General features: G+C 74.2%; 18 protein-coding genes. 15 read left to right on the plus strand and 3 right to left on the minus strand.

Annotation, left to right across the window (positions count from 1 at the left end; all coding sequences use genetic code 11):
- Nucleotides 1–8 precede the first annotated feature (8 nt).
- Nucleotides 9–209, minus strand: a complete 201-nt coding sequence (locus ABT232_RS15785) for a hypothetical protein (RefSeq protein ID WP_351840465.1) — start codon at nt 207–209, stop codon at nt 9–11.
- 201 nt (nt 210–410) lie between these two features.
- On the opposite strand from ABT232_RS15785, the gene ABT232_RS15790 reads away from it, so the two are divergent.
- The 3 genes from ABT232_RS15790 (at nt 411) to ABT232_RS15800 (ending at nt 3,406) form a co-directional block, all read left to right on the plus strand.
- Nucleotides 411–1,667, plus strand: a complete 1,257-nt coding sequence (locus tag ABT232_RS15790; protein WP_351840466.1) for a sensor histidine kinase — start codon at nt 411–413, stop codon at nt 1,665–1,667.
- A gap of 230 nt (nt 1,668–1,897) precedes the next feature.
- Nucleotides 1,898–2,728 carry a hypothetical protein gene (locus ABT232_RS15795; RefSeq protein ID WP_351840467.1) on the plus strand — a complete coding sequence of 277 codons (831 nt, stop codon included), beginning with the start codon at nt 1,898–1,900 and terminating at the stop codon, nt 2,726–2,728.
- Nucleotides 2,729–2,731: 3 nt separating this feature from the next.
- A complete protein-coding gene (locus ABT232_RS15800) occupies nt 2,732–3,406 on the plus strand; it encodes an RES family NAD+ phosphorylase (RefSeq protein ID WP_351840468.1) in 675 nt (224 codons plus the stop codon).
- A gap of 263 nt (nt 3,407–3,669) precedes the next feature.
- On the opposite strand, the gene ABT232_RS15805 is transcribed toward ABT232_RS15800, so the two are convergent.
- Entirely contained in the window at nt 3,670–5,499 is a 1,830-nt protein-coding gene (locus ABT232_RS15805; RefSeq protein ID WP_351840469.1) for a caspase family protein, read from the minus strand.
- Nucleotides 5,500–5,645: 146 nt separating this feature from the next.
- On the opposite strand from ABT232_RS15805, the gene ABT232_RS15810 reads away from it, so the two are divergent.
- The 3 genes from ABT232_RS15810 to ABT232_RS15820 are packed head-to-tail and all read left to right on the plus strand — an operon-like array spanning nt 5,646 to nt 8,691.
- Nucleotides 5,646–6,716, plus strand: a complete 1,071-nt coding sequence (locus ABT232_RS15810; protein WP_351840470.1) for a hypothetical protein — start codon at nt 5,646–5,648, stop codon at nt 6,714–6,716.
- Nucleotides 6,717–6,757: 41 nt separating this feature from the next.
- Nucleotides 6,758–7,465 carry a response regulator transcription factor gene (locus tag ABT232_RS15815; RefSeq protein WP_351840471.1) on the plus strand — a complete coding sequence of 236 codons (708 nt, stop codon included), beginning with the start codon at nt 6,758–6,760 and terminating at the stop codon, nt 7,463–7,465.
- A gap of 44 nt (nt 7,466–7,509) precedes the next feature.
- Complete coding sequence (locus tag ABT232_RS15820; RefSeq protein WP_351840472.1) at nt 7,510–8,691, plus strand: cytochrome P450 family protein; 1,182 nt, start codon at nt 7,510–7,512, stop codon at nt 8,689–8,691.
- A gap of 38 nt (nt 8,692–8,729) precedes the next feature.
- Here ABT232_RS15820 and ABT232_RS15825 read toward each other — a convergent pair whose 3' ends face one another.
- A complete protein-coding gene (locus ABT232_RS15825) occupies nt 8,730–9,752 on the minus strand; it encodes a Gfo/Idh/MocA family protein (protein ID WP_351840473.1) in 1,023 nt (340 codons plus the stop codon).
- Nucleotides 9,753–9,870: 118 nt separating this feature from the next.
- Between ABT232_RS15825 and ABT232_RS15830 the strand changes: the two genes are divergently transcribed.
- The 9 genes from ABT232_RS15830 to ABT232_RS15870 all read left to right on the plus strand — a co-directional run bounded on the left by ABT232_RS15830 (nt 9,871) and on the right by ABT232_RS15870 (nt 22,968).
- Complete coding sequence (locus ABT232_RS15830; RefSeq protein WP_351840535.1) at nt 9,871–10,620, plus strand: GntR family transcriptional regulator; 750 nt, start codon at nt 9,871–9,873, stop codon at nt 10,618–10,620.
- Nucleotides 10,621–10,801: 181 nt separating this feature from the next.
- The gene (locus ABT232_RS15835) at nt 10,802–11,806 is read left to right on the plus strand and encodes a sugar ABC transporter substrate-binding protein (protein WP_351840474.1); all 1,005 of its coding nucleotides are present in this window, start codon (nt 10,802–10,804) and stop codon (nt 11,804–11,806) included.
- Nucleotides 11,803–12,837, plus strand: a complete 1,035-nt coding sequence (locus ABT232_RS15840; RefSeq protein ID WP_351840475.1) for an ABC transporter permease — start codon at nt 11,803–11,805, stop codon at nt 12,835–12,837. Before ABT232_RS15835 ends, ABT232_RS15840 begins: the two co-directional genes overlap by 4 nt.
- The gene (locus tag ABT232_RS15845; protein WP_351840476.1) at nt 12,834–13,625 is read left to right on the plus strand and encodes an ATP-binding cassette domain-containing protein; all 792 of its coding nucleotides are present in this window, start codon (nt 12,834–12,836) and stop codon (nt 13,623–13,625) included. The genes ABT232_RS15840 and ABT232_RS15845 overlap by 4 nt, the downstream gene beginning before the upstream one ends.
- A gap of 211 nt (nt 13,626–13,836) precedes the next feature.
- Nucleotides 13,837–14,982 (plus strand): ROK family glucokinase, encoded by a 1,146-nt coding sequence (locus ABT232_RS15850; RefSeq protein ID WP_351840477.1) that lies wholly within the window; start codon nt 13,837–13,839, stop codon nt 14,980–14,982.
- Nucleotides 14,979–15,572: a sugar kinase gene (locus ABT232_RS15855; RefSeq protein ID WP_351840478.1), complete on the plus strand. Its 594-nt coding sequence runs from the start codon at nt 14,979–14,981 to the stop codon at nt 15,570–15,572. The genes ABT232_RS15850 and ABT232_RS15855 overlap by 4 nt, the downstream gene beginning before the upstream one ends.
- A 99-nt stretch (nt 15,573–15,671) precedes the next feature.
- Entirely contained in the window at nt 15,672–18,524 is a 2,853-nt protein-coding gene (locus tag ABT232_RS15860) for an SCO1167/SCO6262 family helicase (protein ID WP_351840479.1), read from the plus strand.
- A complete protein-coding gene (locus ABT232_RS15865; protein ID WP_351840480.1) occupies nt 18,521–21,286 on the plus strand; it encodes an SWIM zinc finger family protein in 2,766 nt (921 codons plus the stop codon). The genes ABT232_RS15860 and ABT232_RS15865 overlap by 4 nt, the downstream gene beginning before the upstream one ends.
- 248 nt (nt 21,287–21,534) lie before the next feature.
- The gene (locus ABT232_RS15870; RefSeq protein ID WP_351840536.1) at nt 21,535–22,968 is read left to right on the plus strand and encodes a non-reducing end alpha-L-arabinofuranosidase family hydrolase; all 1,434 of its coding nucleotides are present in this window, start codon (nt 21,535–21,537) and stop codon (nt 22,966–22,968) included.
- The last annotated feature ends 11 nt before the right edge of the window (nt 22,969–22,979 follow it).

Here is a 22,979-nt window from a genome sequence, read left to right on the forward strand (position 1 = left end):
GCCGGGCCTCAACCGGACCTCCGGCCGTCCGCGGCGGCGAACAGCGCGCACGCCAGCACCACCAGGGCGACGCTCGCGAAGACCTCGTAGCCGTCGAGGAAACCGATCCGCCGCACGAGCCCCATGTCCCAGTCGGTGAACTCGTGCAACAGCCCCATCACGCCCTGGACCAGGGCGAGGAACCCGAGTACTTCCAGCACCTGTTTCATGGACAGGACTCTCGCCCCGCGGACCCCCCACCCACATCGGCCGCGGGGCGAGAACCCTCCGGCGGAAGTCGCGGAACGCGGCCTCCCGCCCCCGACCGAGGTCGCGGACCCGGCGACTTCGGTCGCGCGGGCCGCGACTTCGGTCGGTGATCCGGCGCGGGGCGTGTGGGCACGGCCCGCGGCTGCGTACATTTGCCGACCGTGAGGGACGACCGAGCGGCGCGGCGGGCACCGGAGTTCACGGAGCGACGGTGGCTCTTCCCGTCCGCCGTGCTCCACGAGATCGACCCCGGCGGCGCACCCCCGGGACGGGCCGGCCACCCCCGGCGCACCGCCCGCGACTGGGCCGTCGACTTCACCTGCTTCCTGCTCGCCGTCGCCGTCGGCATCGCGGCCGCGGACACCGTCGCCCACGACCCCGCGACCCCGCACGGACTCGCCGTCACCGACCAGCTGCTGGGCGCCCTCGCCTGCGCCGCCCTCTGGCTGCGCCGCCGCCGACCGGTCGAACTCGCCGTCGCGCTGACCGCCCTCGGCCTGGTCTCCGTCACCTCGGGCGGCGCGGCCCTCGTCGCCCTGTTCACCGTCGCCGTGCACCGGTCCTTCCGGTACGTCGCCTGGATCGGCGGCGCCTCCCTCGCACTGATCCCCGTGGTGCTGTGGCTGCGCCCCGACCCCGACCTGCCCTACCCGGCGGCCGTCGTACTCACCGCGCTGCTCACCCTCACCGCCATCGGCTGGGGCCTGTTCGTCCGGTCCAAACGACAGCTCATGCTCAGCCTGCGGGACCGGGCCCGGCGGGCCGAGACGGAGGCGCGGCTGCGGGCCGACCAGGCCCAGCGGCTCGCCCGTGAGGCCATCGCCCGGGAGATGCACGACGTCCTCGCCCACCGGCTGACCCTGCTCAGCGTGCACGCCGGAGCGCTGGAGTTCCGGCCCGACGCCTCCCGCGAGGAGATCGCCCGCGCGGCCGGAGTCATCCGCGAGAGCGCCCACGAGGCGCTGCAGGATCTGCGGGAGATCATCGGCGTGCTCCGGGCCGGCGAGTCCGACGACGCGGGCCGCCCGCAGCCGACGCTCGCCGCCGTGGACGCGCTGGTCGCCGAGTCCCGCGCGGCCGGCATGAAGGTCACCCTCGTCCACGACGTCACCGACCCCGCCACCGTCCCCGGCTCCGTCGGCCGCACCGCCTACCGGGTCGTCCAGGAGGGCCTGACCAACGCCCGCAAGCACGCGCCCGGCACCGGCGTCACCGTCCGCGTCACCGGCACCCGCGGCGACGGCCTCACCGTCCGCGTCTCCAACCCCGCCCCCGACGGCGACGTCCCGCCCGTCCCCGGCTCCGGCCAGGGCCTGATCGGCCTCACCGAACGCGCGACGCTCGCCGGGGGCCGCCTGGAGCACGGCCCGCGCGCGGACGGCGGCTTCGAGGTGCGGGCGTGGCTGCCCTGGAGCTGACCCCGCTGATCCGCCTGATGGAGCGGTCCGACTGTGCCGACCGGGCTTCGACCGGGTGACGACCATCAACCGCCCCTCCTGGACACCCCGCGACCAGTAGCGTGAACAGGTGCTCCGCGCGGTCCTCGTGGCCGGTGCGGTGGGCGAACGGTCCTGGACGCCCATCCAGCCGGTGCCGCCCCGTCCGCCGGGTGCGCGGAGTCCGTCCACGACGAGAGGAAGGAGCACAGGTGGGGGCGAACTCCTTCATGCTGCTCGGCGCCCTGGCGGCCGACTGGCCCCGGCTGTCGCGCCTGCTGGACCCCGGCGCGCGGCAGGAACTCAGGCTCCGGCTCACGGAGTTACGGGCCGCGACCGCGGACGAACGGCCGGAGACCGGCGCGGACCCGCACACCGACGGCGGCACCGGCGGCGGCCCGGACACCGACGGCGGCACCGGCCGCGGCCCGGACACCGACGGCGGCACCGGTGGCGGCCCGGACACCGCACAGCGCCCGGACACCGACCCCGACCCGGACGCCGTACGGCGTGCCGCCGCGGCCCGGCAAACCGCCGCCGACCGCGCCGCGCGCGTCGTCCTCACCGCGCTCCCGGCCGACGAGGCCGCCCGCCTGCGGCAGGACGGCACCGCACAGCGGTTCACGGGACCGCCCGCCACCGCCGAGTACCAGGGGTACGGCGCCCTGGACCTGTGCCTCCTCGTCCTCGACGGCAACCCCATGGTCGGCCCCGTCCTCGGGCCCGTCCGCGAACGCCTGCTGGCGCGGCCGTCGTTGCCGTGGAGCGCGGACGCCGACCCGCGTCTCGTCGTGCTGTCCGGCGCCGACGGCCGCCGCCTGCTGCCCCGCTTCCAGTTCGAGGCCGGCAGCATGCCCTGGCAGGTCGTCCTGGAGATCAACGCCCTGCTGCGCGCCGACACCGACCCGTGGGGCACGGCCGACTGGTGGCTGTCGCCCAGCCCCTGGTGGGACGGCACCCCGGCCGGCCTGCTCGGCCACGGCCGCGACGAGGAACTGCGCGGCGCCGCGCGGGAGCTGGCGACCGCAGAGGGGGAGTGGTAGCCGATGGGCAAGTACCCGCCCCCCGAGGCCCTGCCGGGCGAGCCGTCCCGTGTGCTGCTGCGCGCGGGCACGCCGGTGTTCCGCGTGCACACCACACACCGCGAGCCGGCCGCCTACAACACCCGCCTGACGCACCCCTTCTACTACGGCGGCCGGTTCGACAGCACCCCCTTCGACCCGTACGGCTACCTGTACGTCGGCTTCAGCGTCGGTGCCGCCGTCAGCGAGGTGCTGCTGCGCTCACTGCCGTTCGACGGCGGCGCCGGCCCCCGGCTGCTGCCCCGTGTCGCCTTCGAGCGGCGCAGCCTGTCCTTCCTGCGCCTGGACACCGACGTCGAGGCGGTGTCGCTGATGGGCGGCACCGATCTGGCCGCGGTGGCGCAGGACTCGTGGCTGGTGCACACCGAGGGCGCGGACTATCCGCAGACCCGCGACTGGGGCCACTGGATCCGCCGGCAGACCAAGACCTGGGCGCAGGGGTTCGTCTGGCCGTCCAAGCGGGAGCCCGCCGACCGGGTGGCGATCCTCTTCGACGACCGGGGCGAGGCCCCGCTCCTCCAGCCGACCGGCGCCCCGCCCGTCGACTTCGGCACCGAGCGGGGCGAGCGGTGGCTGAACGGCGTCCTCGCGCCGTACCGCACGCAGACCGCGCCGCGGCGGCCGACAGGGGAGTTCTGAGGCGGCGCGGAAGGCGTACGACCTCCAGACACTGCTCCAGGAGGCGGTGACCTCGCCGCTGATGCACATCACGCACCGCTGTCCGAGCCGCGACGGGCTGTCGCCCGGGCAGGCGTGGCGCAGCGCCCGGTCGTGGACGCCGGACGACCGGAGCGAACCGCCGCCCGGCATGCCGGACGGGCTGCGCCGGCGGGTCCGGTACATCCGCGGCGACGACCTCACCGCCTGGGCGGGGTTCACCCACCCCGGCCGGTGGCGACCGCTCACGGCACCTCGGTGCGCACGACGACCTGGGCCGTGCCCCAGCGGCCCACACCGGGCACCGGGCCCGCGTCCCGGTCGCCCTCCCGACCGGCGAGACGCAGCAGGCCGCCCGGCCCGGCCGTGCCCAGCGGATCGCGGGCGTACGCCGGGGCGCCGGGCGACCACGGCTCCAGCCGGAACGGGGCGAGGTTCAGCTCGTTCTCGGTCACGATCAGCTTCAGGCAGTCCCGGGTGGCGGCACCGGGCACGACGGCGCTGCCGCGCGGCAGATACAGCCCCACCGGCTCGCCCCGCATCGCCCACCCCGCCCTGCCCGGGCCCACGAAATCGCCCTCGTAGAGGTCCGGCGACGAGCCGTGGCTGTCGGTCAGGTCGAGCAGGACGCACCACAGCGGCCGGTCCGAGTCGTTGTGGACGCGCACCCGCACCTGCGGCGGCCGGTGGTCCGCGGTGTACGAGCAGACGATCTCGCCGTCGGCCAGGCGCCGCAGCCGGCCCACCGCCGTCTCCTCGACGCCGATCCGGACCAGGGACGACAGCCACGGGTCCGGATTGACGAGGTCGCGGACGCGATGCCAGTGCGTGAGGTGGGCGACGCAGTCGGCGACCCGCGCCGCGTCGGCGTCGGACCGCAGCGGCAGCGCGGGCAGGGGCCGCCCGGCGCCCCCGGACACCCACGCCAGCCCGTCCCGTACGTCGACGCGCAGCCGCAGCCCGTCCCCACCGGCCGCCGTCGACAGCACGCCGGCGACGGCCCGCGACACCAGCCGTACGCCGTCGGGATCGCCGGTGACCGTCACCGCGGCCGGCGGGAACGCCAGCGCCGTCGGCGTCACCCCGTGCACCAGCTCCCGCTCGGCCGGGCCGGGCCGCCAGTCGACCGGATCCACCAGGGACGACTCCGCCCGCACCTCCCGGACGACGACCGTTCGCGCACCGGCGCCCTCCCCGAGCAGCGTGAACTCGGCGCCGGGCGCCCGCAGTCCGTGCGCGTGACCGCAGTCGACCTCCCAGCCCCCGGTGGTGTGCCGCAGCAGGAAGGGCGAGGACGGGACCGCGTCGCCGTGCAGGAAGCGGGCGTCCTCCAGGGCGCGCAGCTCGGGGTGCTGCGTCGGCATCCGGCTGCGCACCCGCTCCTGCACGCGCGCGTGCAGGACGCCGTACGCGGGCGTGGGCCCCAGCCGGTCGAGGGAGTCGAGCAGGGCGTGGCTGAAGTAGCCGCGGACCTGCCCGTCGAGCACGTTCTCGTGGGCGCGTTCCCGCGGCCGGCACGCGGCGAGCAGGACGTGCCGGCCCGGCTCGCCCCCCGGCACACCACTGCCGCGCGAGCCGCCGGTGGGCCACCACGGCCGCCAGTCCACACCGCGCGCGGTGGTGCCGGGGACGCCATTGCGGGTCGCTCCGCCCGAGTGGCAGCAGTCCAGGACGGCGACGACATGGGTGCCGCGTGCCGCGATCCGGTCCAGCAGCGGGCCGAGTTCGGTGTCCTGGAGCAGTGGCAGGCCGCCTTCGGCGAGGCTGTCGTGGCACACCAGCGCCTGCGACCAGCCGGTGGCCTCCCGCGGATCGTCCGTGGGCCGCTCGCTGCCGTGCCCGCTGTACCACAGCAGCGCCGTGTCGCCGGGGCCGCTGCGCGCCAAGTGGTCCTCGATGCCCGCCAGTACGGCCACCCGGGTGGCCCGGGCGTCGTACAGCGTCCGGATCTCGTGCGTGAGGCCGCTGCGCCGCCGCAGCCAGTCCTCGGCGGCCCGCACGTCGTTGACGCAGCCGCGCAGCGGCGCGTCGGGGTAGTCGTCGATGCCCACCAGCAAGGCGTACACGGTCCGCATGCGGCGATCCTGCCAGGACGGCGGGGCGCCGGCGGGCCGTTTCCGGGGCGGGTGCCGGGCGAGTACGGCAGATCCCCTGTCCTGGGCGCCGGCCGGCCGGTTGACTGGGGCGGAACACCTCCAGCACCACCGGGAAGGACAGCAGCGTGAGTTTCGGGGGACCCGATCCGTACCAGCCGTCGTGGCCGCCGGGTGGCGGCCCGTACCCGCCGCCACCGCAGCCCGGACCGTACGTCCCGCCCCAGCCGGGCCCGCCCCCGCACCACCCCTACGGGCCGCCCCCGTACGGCCCTTACCACCCCTACGGTCCGTACGTCCCGCCGCCGCGGACCTCCCTCTGGCGGCGGCTGCGCGACGACGAGTGGCCGACGCTCGGGGAGTTGCTGCGGCGGGCCCGGGGGCGCGGCAACGCGGGCTGTGCGTGGGCCCTGCTGACCGTGCCCTGCTTCTGGGGAGTGACCCTGCCCCTGCTGGCCGGCTATCCGCTGGCCCGCTCGGCCCGCAACCGGGCGCGGCGGATCTTCCCGGCGCAGGGACACCGCCGGATCGACGACCCCGAGGTGAGACGGGTGCAGAAGGCCCGCGCCTGGACCGCCACCGTGATGTCCTTCCTCATCCTGACCGTGTACGGCACACCGGGGGACATGGCCGAGGCCCAGGAGCAGTACCTGCTGCGGCTGGCGATCACCCCCTGGCTGCTGCTGCTCAGCGCGCCCCTCGTGGTGGCGCTGCTCTACCGCTGGGCCGCCGCGCACACCCGGCTGGAGATGCGGCGGCGACTGCGGCTCGCCGGGCGGTCGGCCCTGTGGTATCTGGGGGTCGTGACCTCGCTTCCGCTGGCGGGCCTCGGAGCGGGCGCCGTCGTCCGGTTCACCGACGGTGTCAGCGGCGCCGGACAGGTCCTGGTCGCCCTGCTGGTGTTCGCGCTGTTCGGGGTCCTCGTCTGGGCGGCCTGCTTCCTGCTGTTCGCCACCGGCTCCGCCGTGCGCGGCGCCTTCAACACCGCCGAGGTGCACGCGGCGCTGCCCGCCCTGCTCACCGGCTTCCTGGTGTGGGAGTTCACGGCGATCAGCCTGGCCACCGGCGGCATCCCGCCCGGCCCGCCGCTGGTGCAGATCTGCGCCCTGCTCGGCGGTCCCGCCTCGGTGACGGCGGTGGCCTGGTGGGAGATCCGCCGGCTGCGCACCCGGTACGGAGTGGTGCTGCGCTCCGGGTGACCGGCGCACTCCGGGCGGGCCGCCGTGATTTCGTATGGCCCATGACTGCGATCCGACTGCTCCTCGTCGACGACGACCCGCTGGTGCGGGCCGGGCTGACCTTCATGCTGGGCGGGGCCGACGACATCGAGATCGTCGGGGAGGCCGCCGACGGCGGGGAGGCCGAGGCGATGGTGGGCCGCACCCGCCCCGACGTCGTGCTGATGGACATCCGGATGCCCGCGGTCGACGGCCTCACCGCCACCGAACGGCTGCGCGCCCGCCCGGACGCCCCGCAGGTCGTGGTGCTGACCACCTTCCACGCCGACGAGCAGGTGCTGCGCGCGCTGCGGGCGGGCGCCGCCGGGTTCGTCCTCAAGGACACCCCGCCCGCCGACATCCTCGACGCCGTGCGCCGGGTCGCGGCCGGCGACCCGGTGCTGTCGCCCGCCGTCACCCGGCAGTTGATGGCCCACGCCGCCGGCACCGCCGCCGACGCCCGGCGCGCGCGGGCCCGCGCCCGTATCGCGGTCCTCGGGGAGCGGGAGCGCGAGGTCGCCGTCGCGGTCGGCCACGGTCTGCCCAACGCGGAGATCGCCGCCCGGCTGTTCATGAGCGTCCCCACCGTCAAGGCCCATGTCTCGCGGATCCTCGCCAAGCTCGACCTCGGCAACCGGGTGCAGATCGCGCTGCTCGCCTACGACGCGGGGCTCCTCGACCTCCCGGACCACCCGGAGTCCTCGAACGAGGGACCGGCGGGCGGGCACTGAGCGGGGCGCTCGCGCGTTGGAGGAGTGAACACGAGGGGAGAGCCATGGGGGACGTCATCGATCTGGGGCCGCACAGGGACGGCTTCCGCGCCGACCCGCACCCGGTCTACGCCGAACTGCGGGCCCGCGGCCCGGTGCACCGGGTGCGGCTGCCGGGGCCCGACCACTACGAGACGGTGCTCGTCGTCGGGTACGAGGAGGCGCGCGCCGCGCTCGCCGACCCGCGGCTGTCCAAGGACGGCAGCCACATCGGCGTGACCCTGCTGGACGAGGAGCTGATAGGGCCGTATCTGCTGGTCGCCGACCCGCCCCGGCACACCCGGCTGCGCAGGCTCGTCACCCGCGCGTTCACCGCGCGCCGGGTGGAGGAGCTGCGCCCGCGCGTCCAGGAGATAACCGACGGCCTCCTCGACGCGATGCTGCCGCTTAGCCGCGCCGACCTCGTGGAGTCCTTCGCCTACCCGCTGCCGATCACCGTGATCTGCGAACTGCTCGGTGTGCCCGACCTGGACCGCGCGGAGTTCCGCAAGCTGTCCACCGAGGTCGTCGCCCCGACCAGCGTCGAGAGCGGCAACGACGCGCTGGCCCGGCTCGCCGAGTACTTCACCGAGCTGATCGAGGCCAAGCGCGGCGCCGGCCCCGGCGACGACCTGCTCAGCGCCCTGATCAGCACCACCGACGAGGACGGCGACCGGCTCTCCCCGGCGGAACTGCGCGGCATGGCCTACCTGTTGCTGCTCGCCGGGCACGAGACGACCGTCAACCTCATCACCAACGGTGTGCACGCCCTGCTCACCCACCCCGATCAGCTGGCCGCGCTGCGCGCCGACATGACCCTGATCGACGGCGCGGTGGAGGAGATGCTGCGCTACGAGGGCCCGGTGGAGACCGCCACGTTCCGGTACGCCGCCGAGCCGCTGGAGCTGGCCGGGGTCCGGGTGGAGGCGGGCGAGACGGTGATGATCGGCCTCACCGCCGCCGACCGTGACGGCGCCCGCTACCCCGAGCCCGACCGCTTCGACATCCGCCGTGACCCCCGCTCCCATCTCGCCTTCGGCCACGGCATCCACTTCTGCGTCGGCGCGCCCCTGGCCCGCCTGGAGGCCCGCACCGCGATCCGCACCCTGCTGGAGCGCGCCCCGGACCTCCGCCTGGACGGCTCACCCGGCGAGTGGCTGCCGGGGATGCTGATCCGGGGGATGAGGAGCCTGCCGGTGCGCTGGTGAGGCGGTGCGTCCCGGCTGTCGTCGCGGGGCGCCGCCGGTCACCGGAACACCGCCTCCGCCCCGCCGGCGATCTCCGCCAGCCGCACCGTTCTGCGCTCCCGGCGGGAGAGTTCGCAGGCCTCGGCGATGCGCAGCGCCTGAAGCGCCTCGCGGCCGTCGCACGGGTTGGCCCGCTCGCCCCGCACCACCTCGACGAAGGCGGCGAGTTCGGCCTCGTAGGCGGGCCCGAAGCGTTCCAGGAAACCGGCCCACGGCCGGGACGCGGCCGGTGGTCCGGTGGGCTCGGTGGAGGCGATCGGCGTCCGGTCGTCCAGGCCGACCACGATCTGGTCCAGCTCCCCGGCCAGCTCCATGCGCACGTCGTAGCCCGCCCCGTTCAGCCGGGTCGCGGTCGCGGTGACCAGCGTGCCGTCGTCGAGGGTGAGCAGCGAGGCGCCGGTGTCGACGTCGCCCGCCGCCCGGAACATCGCCGGACCGGCGTCGGACCCGGAGGCGTACACCTCGACCACCTCGCGCCCGGTCACCCAGCGCACGATGTCGAAGTCGTGGATCAGCGTGTCGCGGAACAGCCCGCCGGACAGCGGCAGATACGCGGCCGGCGGCGGCGCCTGGTCGGAGGTCACCGCGCGGACGGTGTGCAGCCGGCCGAGCCGCCCCGAGCGCACCGCCTCGCGGGCGCCCGTGTAGCCCACGTCGAAGCGGCGCTGGAAGCCCATCTGGAGGACCGTCCCGGCCGCCTCCACCTCGCCGAGCGCGTGCAGGGTGCCGGGCAGGTCGAGCGCGATCGGCTTCTCGCAGAACACCGGCAGCCCGGAGCGCGCCGCCCGGCCGATCAGCTCCGCGTGCGCCGAGGTCGCCGTGGTGATCACCACCGCGTCGACACCCCAGCGGAAGATCTCCTCGACGCCGGGCGCCGCCGTCTCGCCCAGACGCTGGGCCAGCTCCTGCGCCCGCGCGGGCTCCGCGTCCGTCAGGATCAGGGAGCCCACGTCCCGGTGACGGCTGAGGGTGTTCGCATGGAGGGTGCCGATGCGGCCCGTACCGATGACGCCGATGCGCATGGAAACAAAGTGGGGGCCGACCCCACCTCCTGTCAATCTGTATGTCCGGACAATCGGACTACACAACTTCCCGTCAACCGGTCACGAAAGCTACGCTCGGCCCGTGCCGAAACCAGTTGTGGACCCGACCGTCCGGCTCGACCTCAGTGTGGACCGGAGCTCTCCGGTGCCGCTGTACTTCCAGCTGTCGCAGCAGCTGGAGGCCGCGATCGAGCACGGGACGCTGACCCCCGGCAGCCTCCTCGGCAACGAGATCGAGCTGGCCGCCCGGCTCGGCCTGTCCCGGCCCACCGTCCGCCAGGCCATCCAGTCCCTGGTCGACAAGGGGCTGCTGGTGCGCCGCCGCGGTGTCGGCACCCAGGTCGTGCACAGCCAGGTCAAGCGGCCGCTGGAGCTCAGCAGCCTCTTCGACGACCTGGAGGCGGCCGGCCAGCGCCCCGCCACGAAAGTGCTGGTCAACACGGTCGTCCCGGCGTCCGCCGAGGTCGCGGCCGCGCTCGGGGTCGCCGAGGACAGCGATGTGCACCAGGTGGAACGGCTGCGGCTGGCGCACGGCGAGCCGATGGCGTACCTGTGCAACTTCCTGCCGCCCGGGCTGCTCGACCTGGACACCGGACAGCTGGAGAGCACCGGCCTGTACCGGCTGATGCGGGCCGCGGGCATCACCCTGCACAGCGCCCGGCAGTCCATCGGGGCCCGCGCCGCGACCGCCGCCGAGGCCGACCGGCTGGGCGAGACGGAGGGCGCCCCGCTGCTCACCATGGAGCGCACCACCTTCGACGACACCGGCCGCGCCGTGGAGTACGGCACCCACACCTACCGCCCGGCCCGCTACTCCTTCGAGTTCCAGCTCCTGGTACGGCCCTGAACGGCGCCCTTCGGCGCGCTGCCCCCGGACACCGGTTCGTCGCAATGTCAGGACAATGCGACCGACTCTCCCTCCCCGGTCCCGGCGGGCACGACCCCTGTGTTCGATACTGGGGCGTTTGGGCCCGGTGGGACCACCGGGCCCGACGTACCGAAGAACACAGCAAGAAGGGCACGGCCTCGTGGCACGGTTTCGGACCTGGGTAGGCATCGCGGTGGCGGGGGCACTCACCCTCTCCCTCGCGGGATGCAGCAGTACCGGCGGCAAACGCGCCGAGGACGCCCGCAAGGCCGCGGCCGCCCGGGGCGGGGCGGCGGTGACCACCCCCCGCTGGACCTTCGCCATGATCACCCACTCGGGTGACGGCGACACCTTCTGGGACATCGTCCAGAGCGGCGCCGAGGAGGCCGCCCGCAAGGACAACATCGAATTCCTGTACTCCCACGACGACGAGGCGCAGCAGCAGGCCCAGCTGGTCGACGCGGCCATCGACAAGAAGGTCGACGGCATCATCGTCACCCTCGCCAAGCCCGACGCCATGAAGGCCGCCGTCGCCCGCGCGGTGAAGGCCGGCATCCCCGTGGTGACCGTGAACTCCGGCTCCGAGGAGTCCGAGAGGTTCGGCGCGCTCACCCACATCGGCCAGGACGAGACCATCGCCGGCCAGGCCGTCGGCGAGGAGCTGAACGAGCGCGGCCGCGAGAAGGCGATCTGCGTCCTGCACGAGCAGGGCAACGTCGGTCACGAGCAGCGCTGCGCCGGTGTGAAGGAGACCTTCGACGGCGAGGTGCAGAACCTGTACGTCAACGGCACCAGCATGCCCGACGTGCAGTCCGCCATCGAGGCCAAGCTCCAGGCCGACCAGGACGTCGACGCCGTCGTCACCCTCGGCGCCCCGTACGCCGACACTGCGGTCAAGGCCAAGCAGGGCGCGGGCAGCGACGCCGAGATCGACACCTTCGACCTGAACGCCAAGGTCGCCGCCGGCCTGAAGGACGGCACCCTCGGCTTCGCCGTCGACCAGCAGCCCTACCTCCAGGGCTACCAGGCCGTGGACCTGCTGTGGCTGTACCGGTACAACGCCGACGTCCTCGGCGGCGGCAAGCCCGTGCTCACCGGTCCGCAGATCATCACCGCGGACCAGGCGGGCGCCCTGGAGGAGTACACGAAGCGGGGCACCCGATGAGCGCGGCCACCACCGGCGACGAACGCCTGCTGCGCACCTCGCCGCTGCGCAGACTCCTCGGCCGCCCGGAACTCGGATCGGTCGTCGGCGCCCTCGCGGTCTTCGTGTTCTTCGCGTTCGCCGCCGACAGCTTCCTGCGCGCCTCCAGCCTCAGCACCGTCCTGTACGCGGCGTCCACCATCGGCATCATGGCCGTCCCCGTGGCGCTGCTGATGATCGGCGGCGAGTTCGACCTGTCGGCCGGTGTGATGGTCACCTCGTCCGCGCTGATCTCGTCGATGTTCAGCTACCAGATGACCGCCAACGTCTGGGTCGGCGTCGGCGTCTCCCTGCTGGCCACCCTGGCCATCGGCGCCTTCAACGGCTTCATGCTGACCCGTACCAACCTGCCGAGCTTCATCATCACGCTCGGCACCTTCCTGATGCTGACCGGCATGAACCTCGGCTTCACCAAGCTGATCTCCGACACGGTCTCCACCAAGACCATCGCCGACATGGAGGGCTTCCCCAGCGCCCAGGACGTCTTCGCCTCCACGCTCACCCTCGGCGGCGTCGACTTCAAGATCACCATCGTGTGGTGGTTCGCCCTGGTCGCCGTGGCCTCCTGGATCCTGCTGCGCACCCGCGCCGGAAACTGGATCTTCGCGGTCGGCGGCAACAAGGACGCGGCCCGAGCGGTCGGCGTCCCGGTGACCAAGACCCGCATCGGCCTCTACATGGGCGTCGCCCTCGGCGCCTGGATCTCCGGCCAGCACCTGCTCTTCTCCTACGACGTCGTCCAGTCCGGCGAGGGCGTCGGCAACGAGCTGATCTACATCATCGCCGCCGTCATCGGCGGCTGCCTGATCACCGGCGGCTACGGCAGCGCGGTCGGATCGGCGGTCGGCGCGTTCATCTTCGGCATGACCAGCAAGGGCATCGTCTTCGCCGAGTGGAACCCCGACTGGTTCAAGTTCTTCCTCGGAGCGATGCTGCTCCTCGCGACCCTGCTCAACGCCTGGGTCCGCAAGCGCGCGGAGGCCTCCAAGTGACGCAGACCCCGGCTCGTACGGCACTCGTGGAGCTGTCCGACGTCAGCAAGCACTACGGCAACATCCGCGCCCTCGAAGGTGTCTCCCTGGAGGTCCACCCGGGCGAGATCACCTGTGTGCTGGGCGACAACGGCGCGGGCAAGTCCACGCTCATCAAGATCATCGCGGGGCTGCACCGGCACGACGGGGGCACCTTCCGCATCGACGGCGAGGAGACCCGCCTCGCCTCCCCGCGCGAGGCCCTGGACCGCGGCATCGCGACGGTCTACCAGGACCTCGCCGTCGTACCGCTCATGCCGGTGTGGCGGAACTTCTTCCTCGGCTCCGAGCCCCGCAAGGGCGTCGGCCCCTTCAAGCGCATGGACGTCGACCACATGCGCCGCACCACCCACGCCGAACTGCTGCGCATGGGCATCGACCTGCGCGACGTGGACCAGCCCATCGGCACCCTCTCCGGCGGCGAGCGCCAGTGCGTCGCCATCGCGCGGGCGGTGCACTTCGGCGCCAAGGTCCTCATCCTCGACGAGCCCACGGCCGCGCTCGGCGTCAAGCAGTCCGGAGTCGTCCTTAAGTACGTGGCCGCCGCCCGCGACAAGGGCCTCGGAGTCGTCTTCATCACGCACAACCCGCACCACGCGTACCTGGTCGGGGACCGGTTCGTGCTGCTGAAGCGCGGCACGATGGTGGGCAGCCACACCCGTGACGAGATCACCCTGGACGAGCTGACGGAGCAGATGGCGGGCGGCAGCGACCTCGCGGACCTCCGCCACGAACTGGAGCGGGCCTGAGCGGTGCGTGGCCGTGGCGGGCCGGCTCCGGGGCGGGGCGGGCGAGCCGCGACGGTGCCGCAGCCGGCCGACGGCGGTGCGCGGCCGTGGCGGCCCGGCTCCGGCGCGGGGCGGACGAGCCGCGACGGCGCCGCAGCCGGCCGACGGCGGTCACCGCGCCACCGCTCGGCCGTTCGGCACCCCGCGCCCCCGTGAGGCACAATCGGCGGCGATGAGCACCTACGGCACCTTCAGCGCCCCCATCGGCTCCCGGCGTGCCCCCGCCCTCAGAACCATCGGCACCCGGGAACGCCGCTCGCACCTGACCGCACCGCGCGTGCCCACGGTCGGGATCGACATCGGCGGCACCAAGGTGATGGCGGGCGTCGTCGACGCCGACGGCAACATCCTGGAGAAGCTGCGCACGGAGACCCCGGACAAGTCCAAGAGCCCCAAGGTCGTCGAGGACACCATCGTCGAACTGGTGCTGGACCTGTCCGACCGGCACGACGTGCACGCCGTAGGCATCGGCGCGGCCGGCTGGGTCGACGCCGACCGCAACCGCGTGCTGTTCGCACCCCACCTGTCCTGGCGCAACGAGCCGCTGCGCGACCGCATCGCCGGGCGCCTCGCGGTGCCCGTGCTCGTCGACAACGACGCCAACACCGCCGCCTGGGCGGAGTGGCGCTTCGGCGCCGGCCGCGGCGAGGACCACCTCGTCATGATCACCCTCGGCACCGGCATCGGCGGCGCGATCCTGGAGGACGGCCAGGTCAAGCGCGGTAAATACGGAGTCGCCGGCGAGTTCGGCCATATGCAGGTCGTGCCCGGCGGCCACCGCTGCCCGTGCGGCAACCGCGGCTGCTGGGAGCAGTACAGCTCCGGCAACGCGCTGGTCCGCGAGGCCCGCGAGCTGGCCGCCGCCGACTCCCCGGTGGCCTACGGGATCATCGAGCACGTCAAGGGCAGCATCGGCGACATCACCGGCCCGATGATCACCGAGCTGGCCCGCGACGGCGACGCCATGTGCGTCGAACTGCTCCAGGACATCGGCCAGTGGCTCGGCGTCGGCATCGCCAACCTGGCCGCCGCCCTCGACCCGTCCTGCTTCGTCATCGGCGGCGGTGTCTCGGCCGCCGACGACCTGCTCATCGGCCCCGCGCGGGACGCCTTCAAACGGCACCTCACCGGCCGCGGCTACCGCCCCGAGGCCCGCATCGTCCGCGCCCAGCTCGGCCCCGAGGCCGGCATGGTCGGCGCCGCCGACCTCGCCCGCCTGGTCGCCCGCCGCTTCCGCCGCGCCAACCGCCGCCGGGTCGAGCGCCACGAGCGCTACCAGCGGTACACGCAGTCCCGCCGCACCCAGGAGACGCTGTGACGGAGACCCTGCCGCACCAGGCCGGCCCCCCGGAGGAGGCGCAGCGGCCGGTGGAGGACCGCCGGCACATGATCCGCCGCCGGGCGCTCACCCTGATCATCATCGTGCTGCTCATCGGCATCCCGGCCGGCTATCTGGTGATCTCCGCCAACCAGAGCCGCGACAGCGGCAAGGACAAGGAGGAGAAGTACTCCGCGACCGGCCTCACCGAGGGCTGGCCGTCGAAGGTGCAGCGCCGCCTCTACCAGGTGCCGATACCGCATCCGTCGAACAAGGTCGCCTGGTACGAGACGAACAACTGGAAGACCAGCCGTCTCTACGTCCAGTTCCAGACCACCCACGACGGCCTGGACGCCTTCCTGGACGAGATCGGCGTCAGCCGGGGCGACCTGACCGAGCACGACATCACCATCGGCGCCCGCGACCAGAACGTCACCGGCTGGAACTTCTCCGGCCCCGCCGCCCGGCCCGGCCCGTACTGGGGCCTCGTCCACGCGCAGAAGAACCCGAGGCCGACCCAGGACATCGTCGTGAACATGGCCAACCCGACGTACCCGATGGTGTACGTCGTCTCCCGCACCGTCCCCTGACCGACCGGCCCCGGACGGCCGTCGGGGCCGATTGTCAGACCCGGCCCGTAGAGTCGAAGACGACTGATCGGACGCACGGGGCGGGAGGTGAGAAGACGTATGCGCGACACCACAGTGACCGAGCGGACGGGCGAGGCGGTGCCCACCGGACTCGCGGCCGTCTTCCTGCCCGCACCCCTCCCGCGCGACGGCCGGATCGCCCTCTGGGACCCCGACGGCGGCCCCGCCCCCACCGGCCTCGGCCACGCCGAACCCACCGAGCTGGCCGTCGTACGCCGTCACGGCGCGCAGGTCCGCCGCAGGCGGGCCCCCGCGCTCAGCCTGCCCCTCGACCAGGCCCTGCCCCTGCTCGTGCGGGCCCGGCACGACCCCGCCGCCCACCCCGCCACCGCCTGCTGGGGCGCCGCCGCCCGGCACGCCCTGCGGCTCGCCGCCCGCGGCCGCTTCCTGCCCGGCCTCACCCCCACCGGCCACGACGCCTGGCGGGCCGGCCCGCTCGACCCCGACGACATCGCCCACCTCCGCGCCATCGCCGCCGCCCTGCCGTACGAGGGCCACGCGGTGCCGCTGCCCGGCCCCGGCCCGCTCCGGCTGCCCGAGCCGGAGGCCCTGCTGCGCGCCTTCCTCGACGCCGTCGCCGACACCCTGCCCCGCACCCCCGCCGCCCCCCACGCCTGCGGACGCCCCTTCGCCGACCGCCGCCCGCAGCGCCTGCCCGACGCCCACGACTGGGCCGCCGAGGTCGCCGCCGGCATGGACGCGGGCGTCCGCGTCTCGCTCCGCCTCGACCTCGCGGCGTCCGACCTCTTCGACACCGGACCGGACGGCGAGGCGGGCGACCGGCTGCGCCGCGCGGGCGCCGCGGTCGTCCAGGTGCACAGCCTCGCCGACCCCACCCTGGTGACCGACGCGGCAGCCCTGTGGGCGGGCGAGGCCGACACCGAGTTCGGCCCCCGCGCCCGCGTCGACGCGGCCCTCGCCGTCCGGCGCGCCGCCCGCGTCTGGCCGCCGCTCGACCGGCTCGCCGACCAGGACGTGCCCGACGTGCTGGCCCTCTCCGAGGACGAACTCGGTGACCTGCTGGGCGTCGCCGCCACCCGGCTCGCCGCCGCCGGGGTCGCCGTGCACTGGCCGCGCGACCTGGCGCGCGACCTCACCGCCGCCGCCGTGGTACGCCCCGCGCCCGGCTCCGCGACCGACGGCACCGGCTTCTTCGAGAGCGAGGAACTGCTCCAGTTCCGCTGGCAGCTGGCGCTCGGCGGCGACCCGCTCAGCGAGGCCGAGATGGACACCCTCGCCGAGGCCCACCGCCCCGTCGTCCGGCTGCGGGACCAGTGGGTGCTCGTCGACCCCGCCCTCGTCCGCAAGGCCCGCAAACGCGAACTCGGCCTGCTCGATCCCGTCGACGCGCTGTCCGCCGCCCTCACCGGCACCGCCGAGGTCGACGGCGAGACCGTCGAAGCGGTGCCGGTCGGCGCCCTCGCGGCCCTGCGCGACCGCCTCACCGCCGGCGTACGACCCGCCGAACCGCCCGACGGTCTGCGCGCCACCCTGCGCGACTACCAGCTGCGCGGCCTGGCCTGGCTCGACCTCATGACCAGCCTCGGCCTCGGCGGCTGCCTCGCCGACGACATGGGCCTCGGCAAGACGATCACCGTCATCGCCCTGCACCTCAAGCGCGCCCGCACCGAACCCACCCTCGTGGTCTGCCCGGCATCCCTGCTCGGCAACTGGCAGCGCGAGATCGAACGCTTCGCCCCCGGCGTCCCCGTCCGCCGCTACCACGGCACCGGCCGCACCCTCGACGACCTCGGCGCCGGCTTCGTCCTCACCACCTACGGCACCATGCGCTCGGCCGCCGCACTGCTCGCGCGGCACACCTGGGGCATGGTCGTCGCCGACGAGGCACAGCACGTGAAGAACCCCTACTCGGCCACCGCGAAGGCGCTGCGGACCATCCCCACCCCCGCGCGCGTGGCCCTCACCGGCACACCCGTCGAGAACAACCTCTCCGAACTGTGGGCACTGCTCGACTGGACGACCCCGGGACTGCTCGGCCCCCTCAAGTCCTTCCGCGCCCGGCACGCCCGCGCCGTGGAGAACGGCGAGGACGAGGAGGCGGTGACCCGGCTGGCTCGGCTCGTCCGCCCCTTCCTGCTGCGCCGCAAGAAGTCCGACCCGGGCATCGTCCCCGAACTGCCGCCGAAGACCGAGACCGACCACCCCGTCCCCCTCACCCGCGAGCAGGCCGCGCTCTACGAGGCGGTGGTGCGCGAGTCGCTGCTCGCCATCGAGACGGCCGACGGCATCGCCCGCCGCGGCCTGGTCCTGAAGCTGCTGACCTCTCTGAAGCAGATCTGCGACCACCCCGCGCTCTACCTCAAGGAAGACCCCGGCGCGCGAGGCGGCGACCGCGACGCGGCGCGCTCCGGCAAACTCGCCCTGCTCGACGAACTGCTGGACACCCTGCTCGCCGAGGACGGCTCGGCCCTCGTCTTCACCCAGTACGTCGGCATGGCCCGCCTCATCACCGCCCACCTCGCCGACCGGGCGGTCCCCGTCGACCTGCTGCACGGCGGCACGCCGGTGCCCGAGCGCGAGCGGATGGTCGACCGCTTCCAGAGCGGCGCCACGCCCGTCCTCGTCCTCTCCCTCAAGGCGGCCGGCACCGGCCTGAACCTCACCCGCGCGGGCCATGTCGTCCACTTCGACCGCTGGTGGAACCCGGCCGTCGAGGAACAGGCCACCGACCGCGCCTACCGCATCGGCCAGACCCAGCCCGTCCAGGTCCACCGCCTGATCACCGAGGGCACGGTCGAGGACCGCATCGCCGAGATGCTGGAGTCCAAGCGCGCCCTCGCCGACGCGATCCTCGGCTCCGGCGAGGCGGCCCTCACCGAACTGACGGACCGCGAGCTGACCGACCTGGTGTCGCTGCGGAGGTCGTCATGAGCGGGCGGCCGGAGCCCGAGGAGCGGCCCGAACGCCCTGGGGACGCGGCACGCCGGGCCTTGCAGGCCGCCCGAGGAGCGCAGGACGGCGGCTCGCCGCCGGCCATGCCCGGGGAGGACGGGACACCGCCCTCCGACGAGCGGCAGCTCGCGGCACGTGAACCTCAGGAGTCCCAGGCACCTCGCGCACCCCGGCCCGGCGACGCGGCCCGGGCCGCACTGCGCCGCGCGGTCGCGGCCCGGCGGGGCGCGGAGGAGGAGGGGGCCGAGGAGGGCGCCACCCTCGGCCGGCCGTCGCCGACGGAGGCAGCGGACTCCGCGAGCGCGGAGAGCGAGGAGCCGGACGCGGCCGCCGCCGATGCGGCCGTGCCGGAGGATGCCCGCCCGGCCGACGTCGCCCGTGACGCGCTCCGCGCCGCCCGCCGGGAGCGGGAACGCGCGGCGCAGGCACGCGACACCACCAGGAGGGCGCCGCGCTCCGCGCCGGTACGCCGCCCGACCCGGCCCACGGCGTCCGCGGAGGTGGCCGCGTTCCTCGCGAACGCCTTCCGGATGCCGACCGACGACGACACCCCCGCCGATCCCTCCCGCACCGGTACGCCTCTCCCACCCGGCGAGACCTCCGGCCCCGCGACACCCTCCGGCACCGACGGCCGCGTACCGAAGGAGACCGGGGACAGGGGCACCGCCGCGGGCGGCCGGGGCACCGGCGCGACGCAGGCAACTCGGGATGATGACGCCGACTCGGGTGGCCGGGGCTCCGGTCACCGCACCGGCGCGGACGGCTGGGGCTCCGGCGACGGCAGCGGCGCGACGCAGGCAACTCGGGAGGCCGACGCCGACTCGGGTGGCCGGGGCTCCGGTCACCGCACCGGCGCGGACGGCTGGGGCTCCGGCGACGGCACCGGCCCTGCCGATGCCGCGATGCCGGGCACCGGCGCCCATGCGTCGCAGCCCGTCGTGAACGACGGCACCGGCACCGGCACTGCTGCGTCGCAGGAAGCTCGGGACGCCGATCGCGAGGCCGACGCGGGTGGCCGAAGGGCCGGCCATGGCACCGGCCCGGCTGCTGCCGTGTTCCGGGGCACCAGCGCCCAGGCGTCGCAGCCGGTCGTGAACGACGGCACCGGCACCGGCGCGACGCACGAGACTCGGGACGGCGACCTCGACGCGGGTAGCCAAGGCTCCGGCCACGGCACCGGTCCGGCCGCTGCCGCGTTCCCTGGCACCGCCGGCCATGCGCCGCAGCCGACCGCGGACGACGGCACCGCCGGCCGCGCGCCGCAGCCGACCTCGGGCACCGGCATCGACACCACCGCCGCCCCGGACCCGCGCTACACCACCGCCCCGGACCCGCGCCACGCCACCGCCCCGGACCCGCGCCACGCCGCCGCCCCGGACCCCCGCTACACCACCGCCCCGGACCCCCGCGGCGCCGGCCGTGCGTCGTGGTCCGCCTCGGACACCGATGCCGCCCGCTCTCTCACCCCGCACTCGATGGCTTCCCCTCACCGGGACAGTGAGCTTCGCCGTACCTTCCCCGCCTTCCCGCCGCTCCCCGGGGAAGGGGACGGGCGCTTCGCCGCGACCTGGTGGGGCAACGCGTGGATCACCGCGCTGGAGGAGGGCGCGCTGGATGTCCAGCGGCTGGTGCGGGGGAGGGGTTATGCCGCGCGTGGGCAGGTGGACGCCATCACGGTGACGCCGGGCCAGGTGCTCGCGTATGTGCAGGGCAGCCGGCCGCGGCCGTACCGCGTGCAGGTGCGGTTGCGGACGCTCGGTGACGCGGACTGGGAGAGGTTCCTGGACGCCGCGGCGGACCGGCCCGCGCACATCGCGGCGCTGCTGGACAAGGAGATGCCACAGGCCCTCGCGGACGGTGCCGTGCCGCTGCTGCCCGGCCCCGGTGATCTGGAGCCCCGGTGCAGCTGTCCGGACCGCGGTCATCCCTGCAAGCACGCCGCCGCCCTCTGCTACCAGACGGCCCGGCTGCTCGACGCCGACCCCTTCGTGCTGCTCCTGCTGCGCGGCCGTGGGGAACGCGAACTCCTCGACGCGCTCTCCCGGTTGAGCGCCGCCCGCGCGGCCCGAGCCGCCCAGGAGCGGGAGCCGGCACCGCTGCCGGGCGTCCGAGCCACCGACGCGCTCGCCCCGCGCACGCTGCCGCCGCTTCCGGCGCCGCTGCCGACACCCGCGCACCCCGAACAGCCCCCGGCCTACCCGGCGGCACCGGGCGGTCCGGACCCGTTCGCGCTGGACCAGCTCGCCACCGACGCCGCCGCCCGCGCCCACGCCCTGCTCGCCACCGGCCAGGACCCGGTCGCCGAGCTGACGCTGTGGGAGGACGCGGTGCGGCTCGCGGCGGCCCGCCCCGGCTCCGGCCTCACCGCCGCCACCCGCGGTCTGTACGCCTCCCTCGCCGCCGCGGCCGGCCGCACCCCGTCCGAGCTGGCGCGCGCGGTCGCCGCGTGGCGGCAGGGCGGGCCGGACGGGCTCGCCGTACTGGAGGAGCCCTGGGACCCGCCGGCCGGCCGTTTCGACCGCGCCCGCCCGCTCCTCCTCGCCGCGGACTTCCCGGCGTTCCGCCCCTGGCGCAACCACCTCACTCACCCCCGGGGCCACCTCCAGCTCCGGCTGGGCCGCGACGGCCTGTGGTACGCGTACGAGTCGGACCCGGGCGCGGACGACTGGTGGCCGCGCGGCACCCCGGACCCGGACCCGGTGGGCGCGCTGACGGGCCTGGGCACCTCGGCGGACATCTGACCGTCGGTCTGCCCGGCCGCCTCCCGCCCCAGCGGCGTCTCCGAAATATTTCGACGTCGCTAACGAATCTTGCGAAAACTATTGACGCCGCTCACACGCTTCCTATCATTCAATTTGCTCGATACTTCGACCTTCGTTCGATATTACGAACACACACGCGTCGAAGTCGCTCCGTCGCACAGCAGTGAATCTGGGATTCTCCGGGTCACACCCCCGAACACCGAGCCGCAAGGAGCCCTCGCATGCGCATGTCATGGCACCGACAAAATCCGATCCACAGGCGAACGTCCGTCGTGCTCGCCGCGGTGCTCGCGGCCCTGGCCGCGCTGGCGGCGATGCTCGTCGCCACCCCCGCTCAGGCAGCCTCCAGCGGCGCCTTGCGCGGTGTCGGCTCGAACCGGTGTCTGGACGTGCCGGGCGCCAACCAGGCCGACGGTACGTCCCTTCAGCTGTACGACTGCTGGAGCGGGACCAACCAGCAGTGGACGCTGACGGACGCCAACCAGCTGACCGTGTACGGCAACAAATGCCTGGACGTTCCGGGCCACGCCACCACGGCCGGTACGCGGGTGCAGATCTGGACCTGTTCCGGTGGCGCCAATCAGCAGTGGCGGGTGAACTCCGACGGCACGATCGTCGGTGTGGAGTCCGGACTGTGCCTGGAGGCCGCGGGCGCCGGTACGGCCAACGGCACGGCGGTGCAGCTCTGGACGTGCAACGGCGGCAGCCATCAGAAGTGGACCGGCCTGTCCGGGACCCCGACCCCGCCGGACGGCACGTGTGCTCTTCCGGCGACGTACCGGTGGTCCTCGACGGGCGTACTGGCGCAGCCGGCGAACGGGTGGGCCGCGGTGAAGGACTTCACCACCGTGACCCACAACGGCAAGCACCTCGTCTACGCGTCGAACGTCTCCGGATCGTCGTACGGCTCGATGATGTTCGGTCCCTTCACCAACTGGTCGGACATGGCGTCGGCCGGCCAGACCGGGATGAGCCAGGCGGCGGTCGCCCCCACGCTGTTCTACTTCGCGCCCAAGAACATCTGGGTGCTGGCCTACCAGTGGGGTGCCTGGCCCTTCATCTACCGCACGTCCAGCGACCCCACCAACCCCAACGGCTGGTCCGCTCCGCAGCCGCTGTTCACCGGGAGCATCACCGGCTCCGACACCGGCCCGATCGACCAGACCCTGATCGCCGACGGCCAGAACATGTACCTCTTCTTCGCCGGCGACAACGGCAAGATCTACCGGGCGAGCATGCCGATCGGGAACTTCCCCGGCAACTTCGGCTCGTCGTACACGACGATCATGAGCGACACGAAGGCCAACCTCTTCGAGGCGCCGCAGGTCTACAAGGTCAAGGGCCAGAACCAGTACCTCATGATCGTCGAGGCGATGGGCGCGAACGGGCGCTACTTCCGCTCCTTCACCGCCTCCAGCCTCAGCGGCTCGTGGACCCCGCAGGCCGCCACCGAGAGCAACCCCTTCGCCGGCAAGGCCAACAGCGGTGCCACCTGGACCAACGACATCAGCCACGGTGACCTGGTCCGCAACAACCCGGACCAGACCATGACCATCGACCCCTGCAACCTCCAGTTCCTCTACCAGGGCAAGTCGCCCGCCGCGGGCGGCGACTACAACCAGCTGCCGTGGCGGCCGGGTCTCCTCACTCTGCAGCGCTGACCACTCGACGC

The organism is Streptomyces sp. NPDC001532 (assembly GCF_040298625.1).
Taxonomy (GTDB): Bacteria; Actinomycetota; Actinomycetes; order Streptomycetales; family Streptomycetaceae; genus Streptomyces.

Bases quoted from the DNA above. Each gene is read 5' to 3' on its own strand.
- ABT232_RS15840 (WP_351840475.1), top strand. From the start codon at position 11,803: ATGAGCGCGGCCACCACCGGCGACGAACGCCTGCTGCGCACCTCGCCG.
- ABT232_RS15865 (WP_351840480.1), top strand. From the start codon at position 18,521: ATGAGCGGGCGGCCGGAGCCCGAGGAGCGGCCCGAACGCCCTGGGGAC.
- ABT232_RS15825 (WP_351840473.1), bottom strand. From the start codon at position 9,752: ATGCGCATCGGCGTCATCGGTACGGGCCGCATCGGCACCCTCCATGCG.
- ABT232_RS15850 (WP_351840477.1), top strand. From the start codon at position 13,837: ATGAGCACCTACGGCACCTTCAGCGCCCCCATCGGCTCCCGGCGTGCC.
- ABT232_RS15800 (WP_351840468.1), top strand. From the start codon at position 2,732: ATGGGCAAGTACCCGCCCCCCGAGGCCCTGCCGGGCGAGCCGTCCCGT.
- ABT232_RS15785 (WP_351840465.1), bottom strand. From the start codon at position 209: ATGAAACAGGTGCTGGAAGTACTCGGGTTCCTCGCCCTGGTCCAGGGC.
- ABT232_RS15805 (WP_351840469.1), bottom strand. From the start codon at position 5,499: ATGCGGACCGTGTACGCCTTGCTGGTGGGCATCGACGACTACCCCGAC.
- ABT232_RS15860 (WP_351840479.1), top strand. From the start codon at position 15,672: ATGCGCGACACCACAGTGACCGAGCGGACGGGCGAGGCGGTGCCCACC.
- ABT232_RS15870 (WP_351840536.1), top strand. From the start codon at position 21,535: ATGTCATGGCACCGACAAAATCCGATCCACAGGCGAACGTCCGTCGTG.
- ABT232_RS15820 (WP_351840472.1), top strand. From the start codon at position 7,510: ATGGGGGACGTCATCGATCTGGGGCCGCACAGGGACGGCTTCCGCGCC.
- ABT232_RS15815 (WP_351840471.1), top strand. From the start codon at position 6,758: ATGACTGCGATCCGACTGCTCCTCGTCGACGACGACCCGCTGGTGCGG.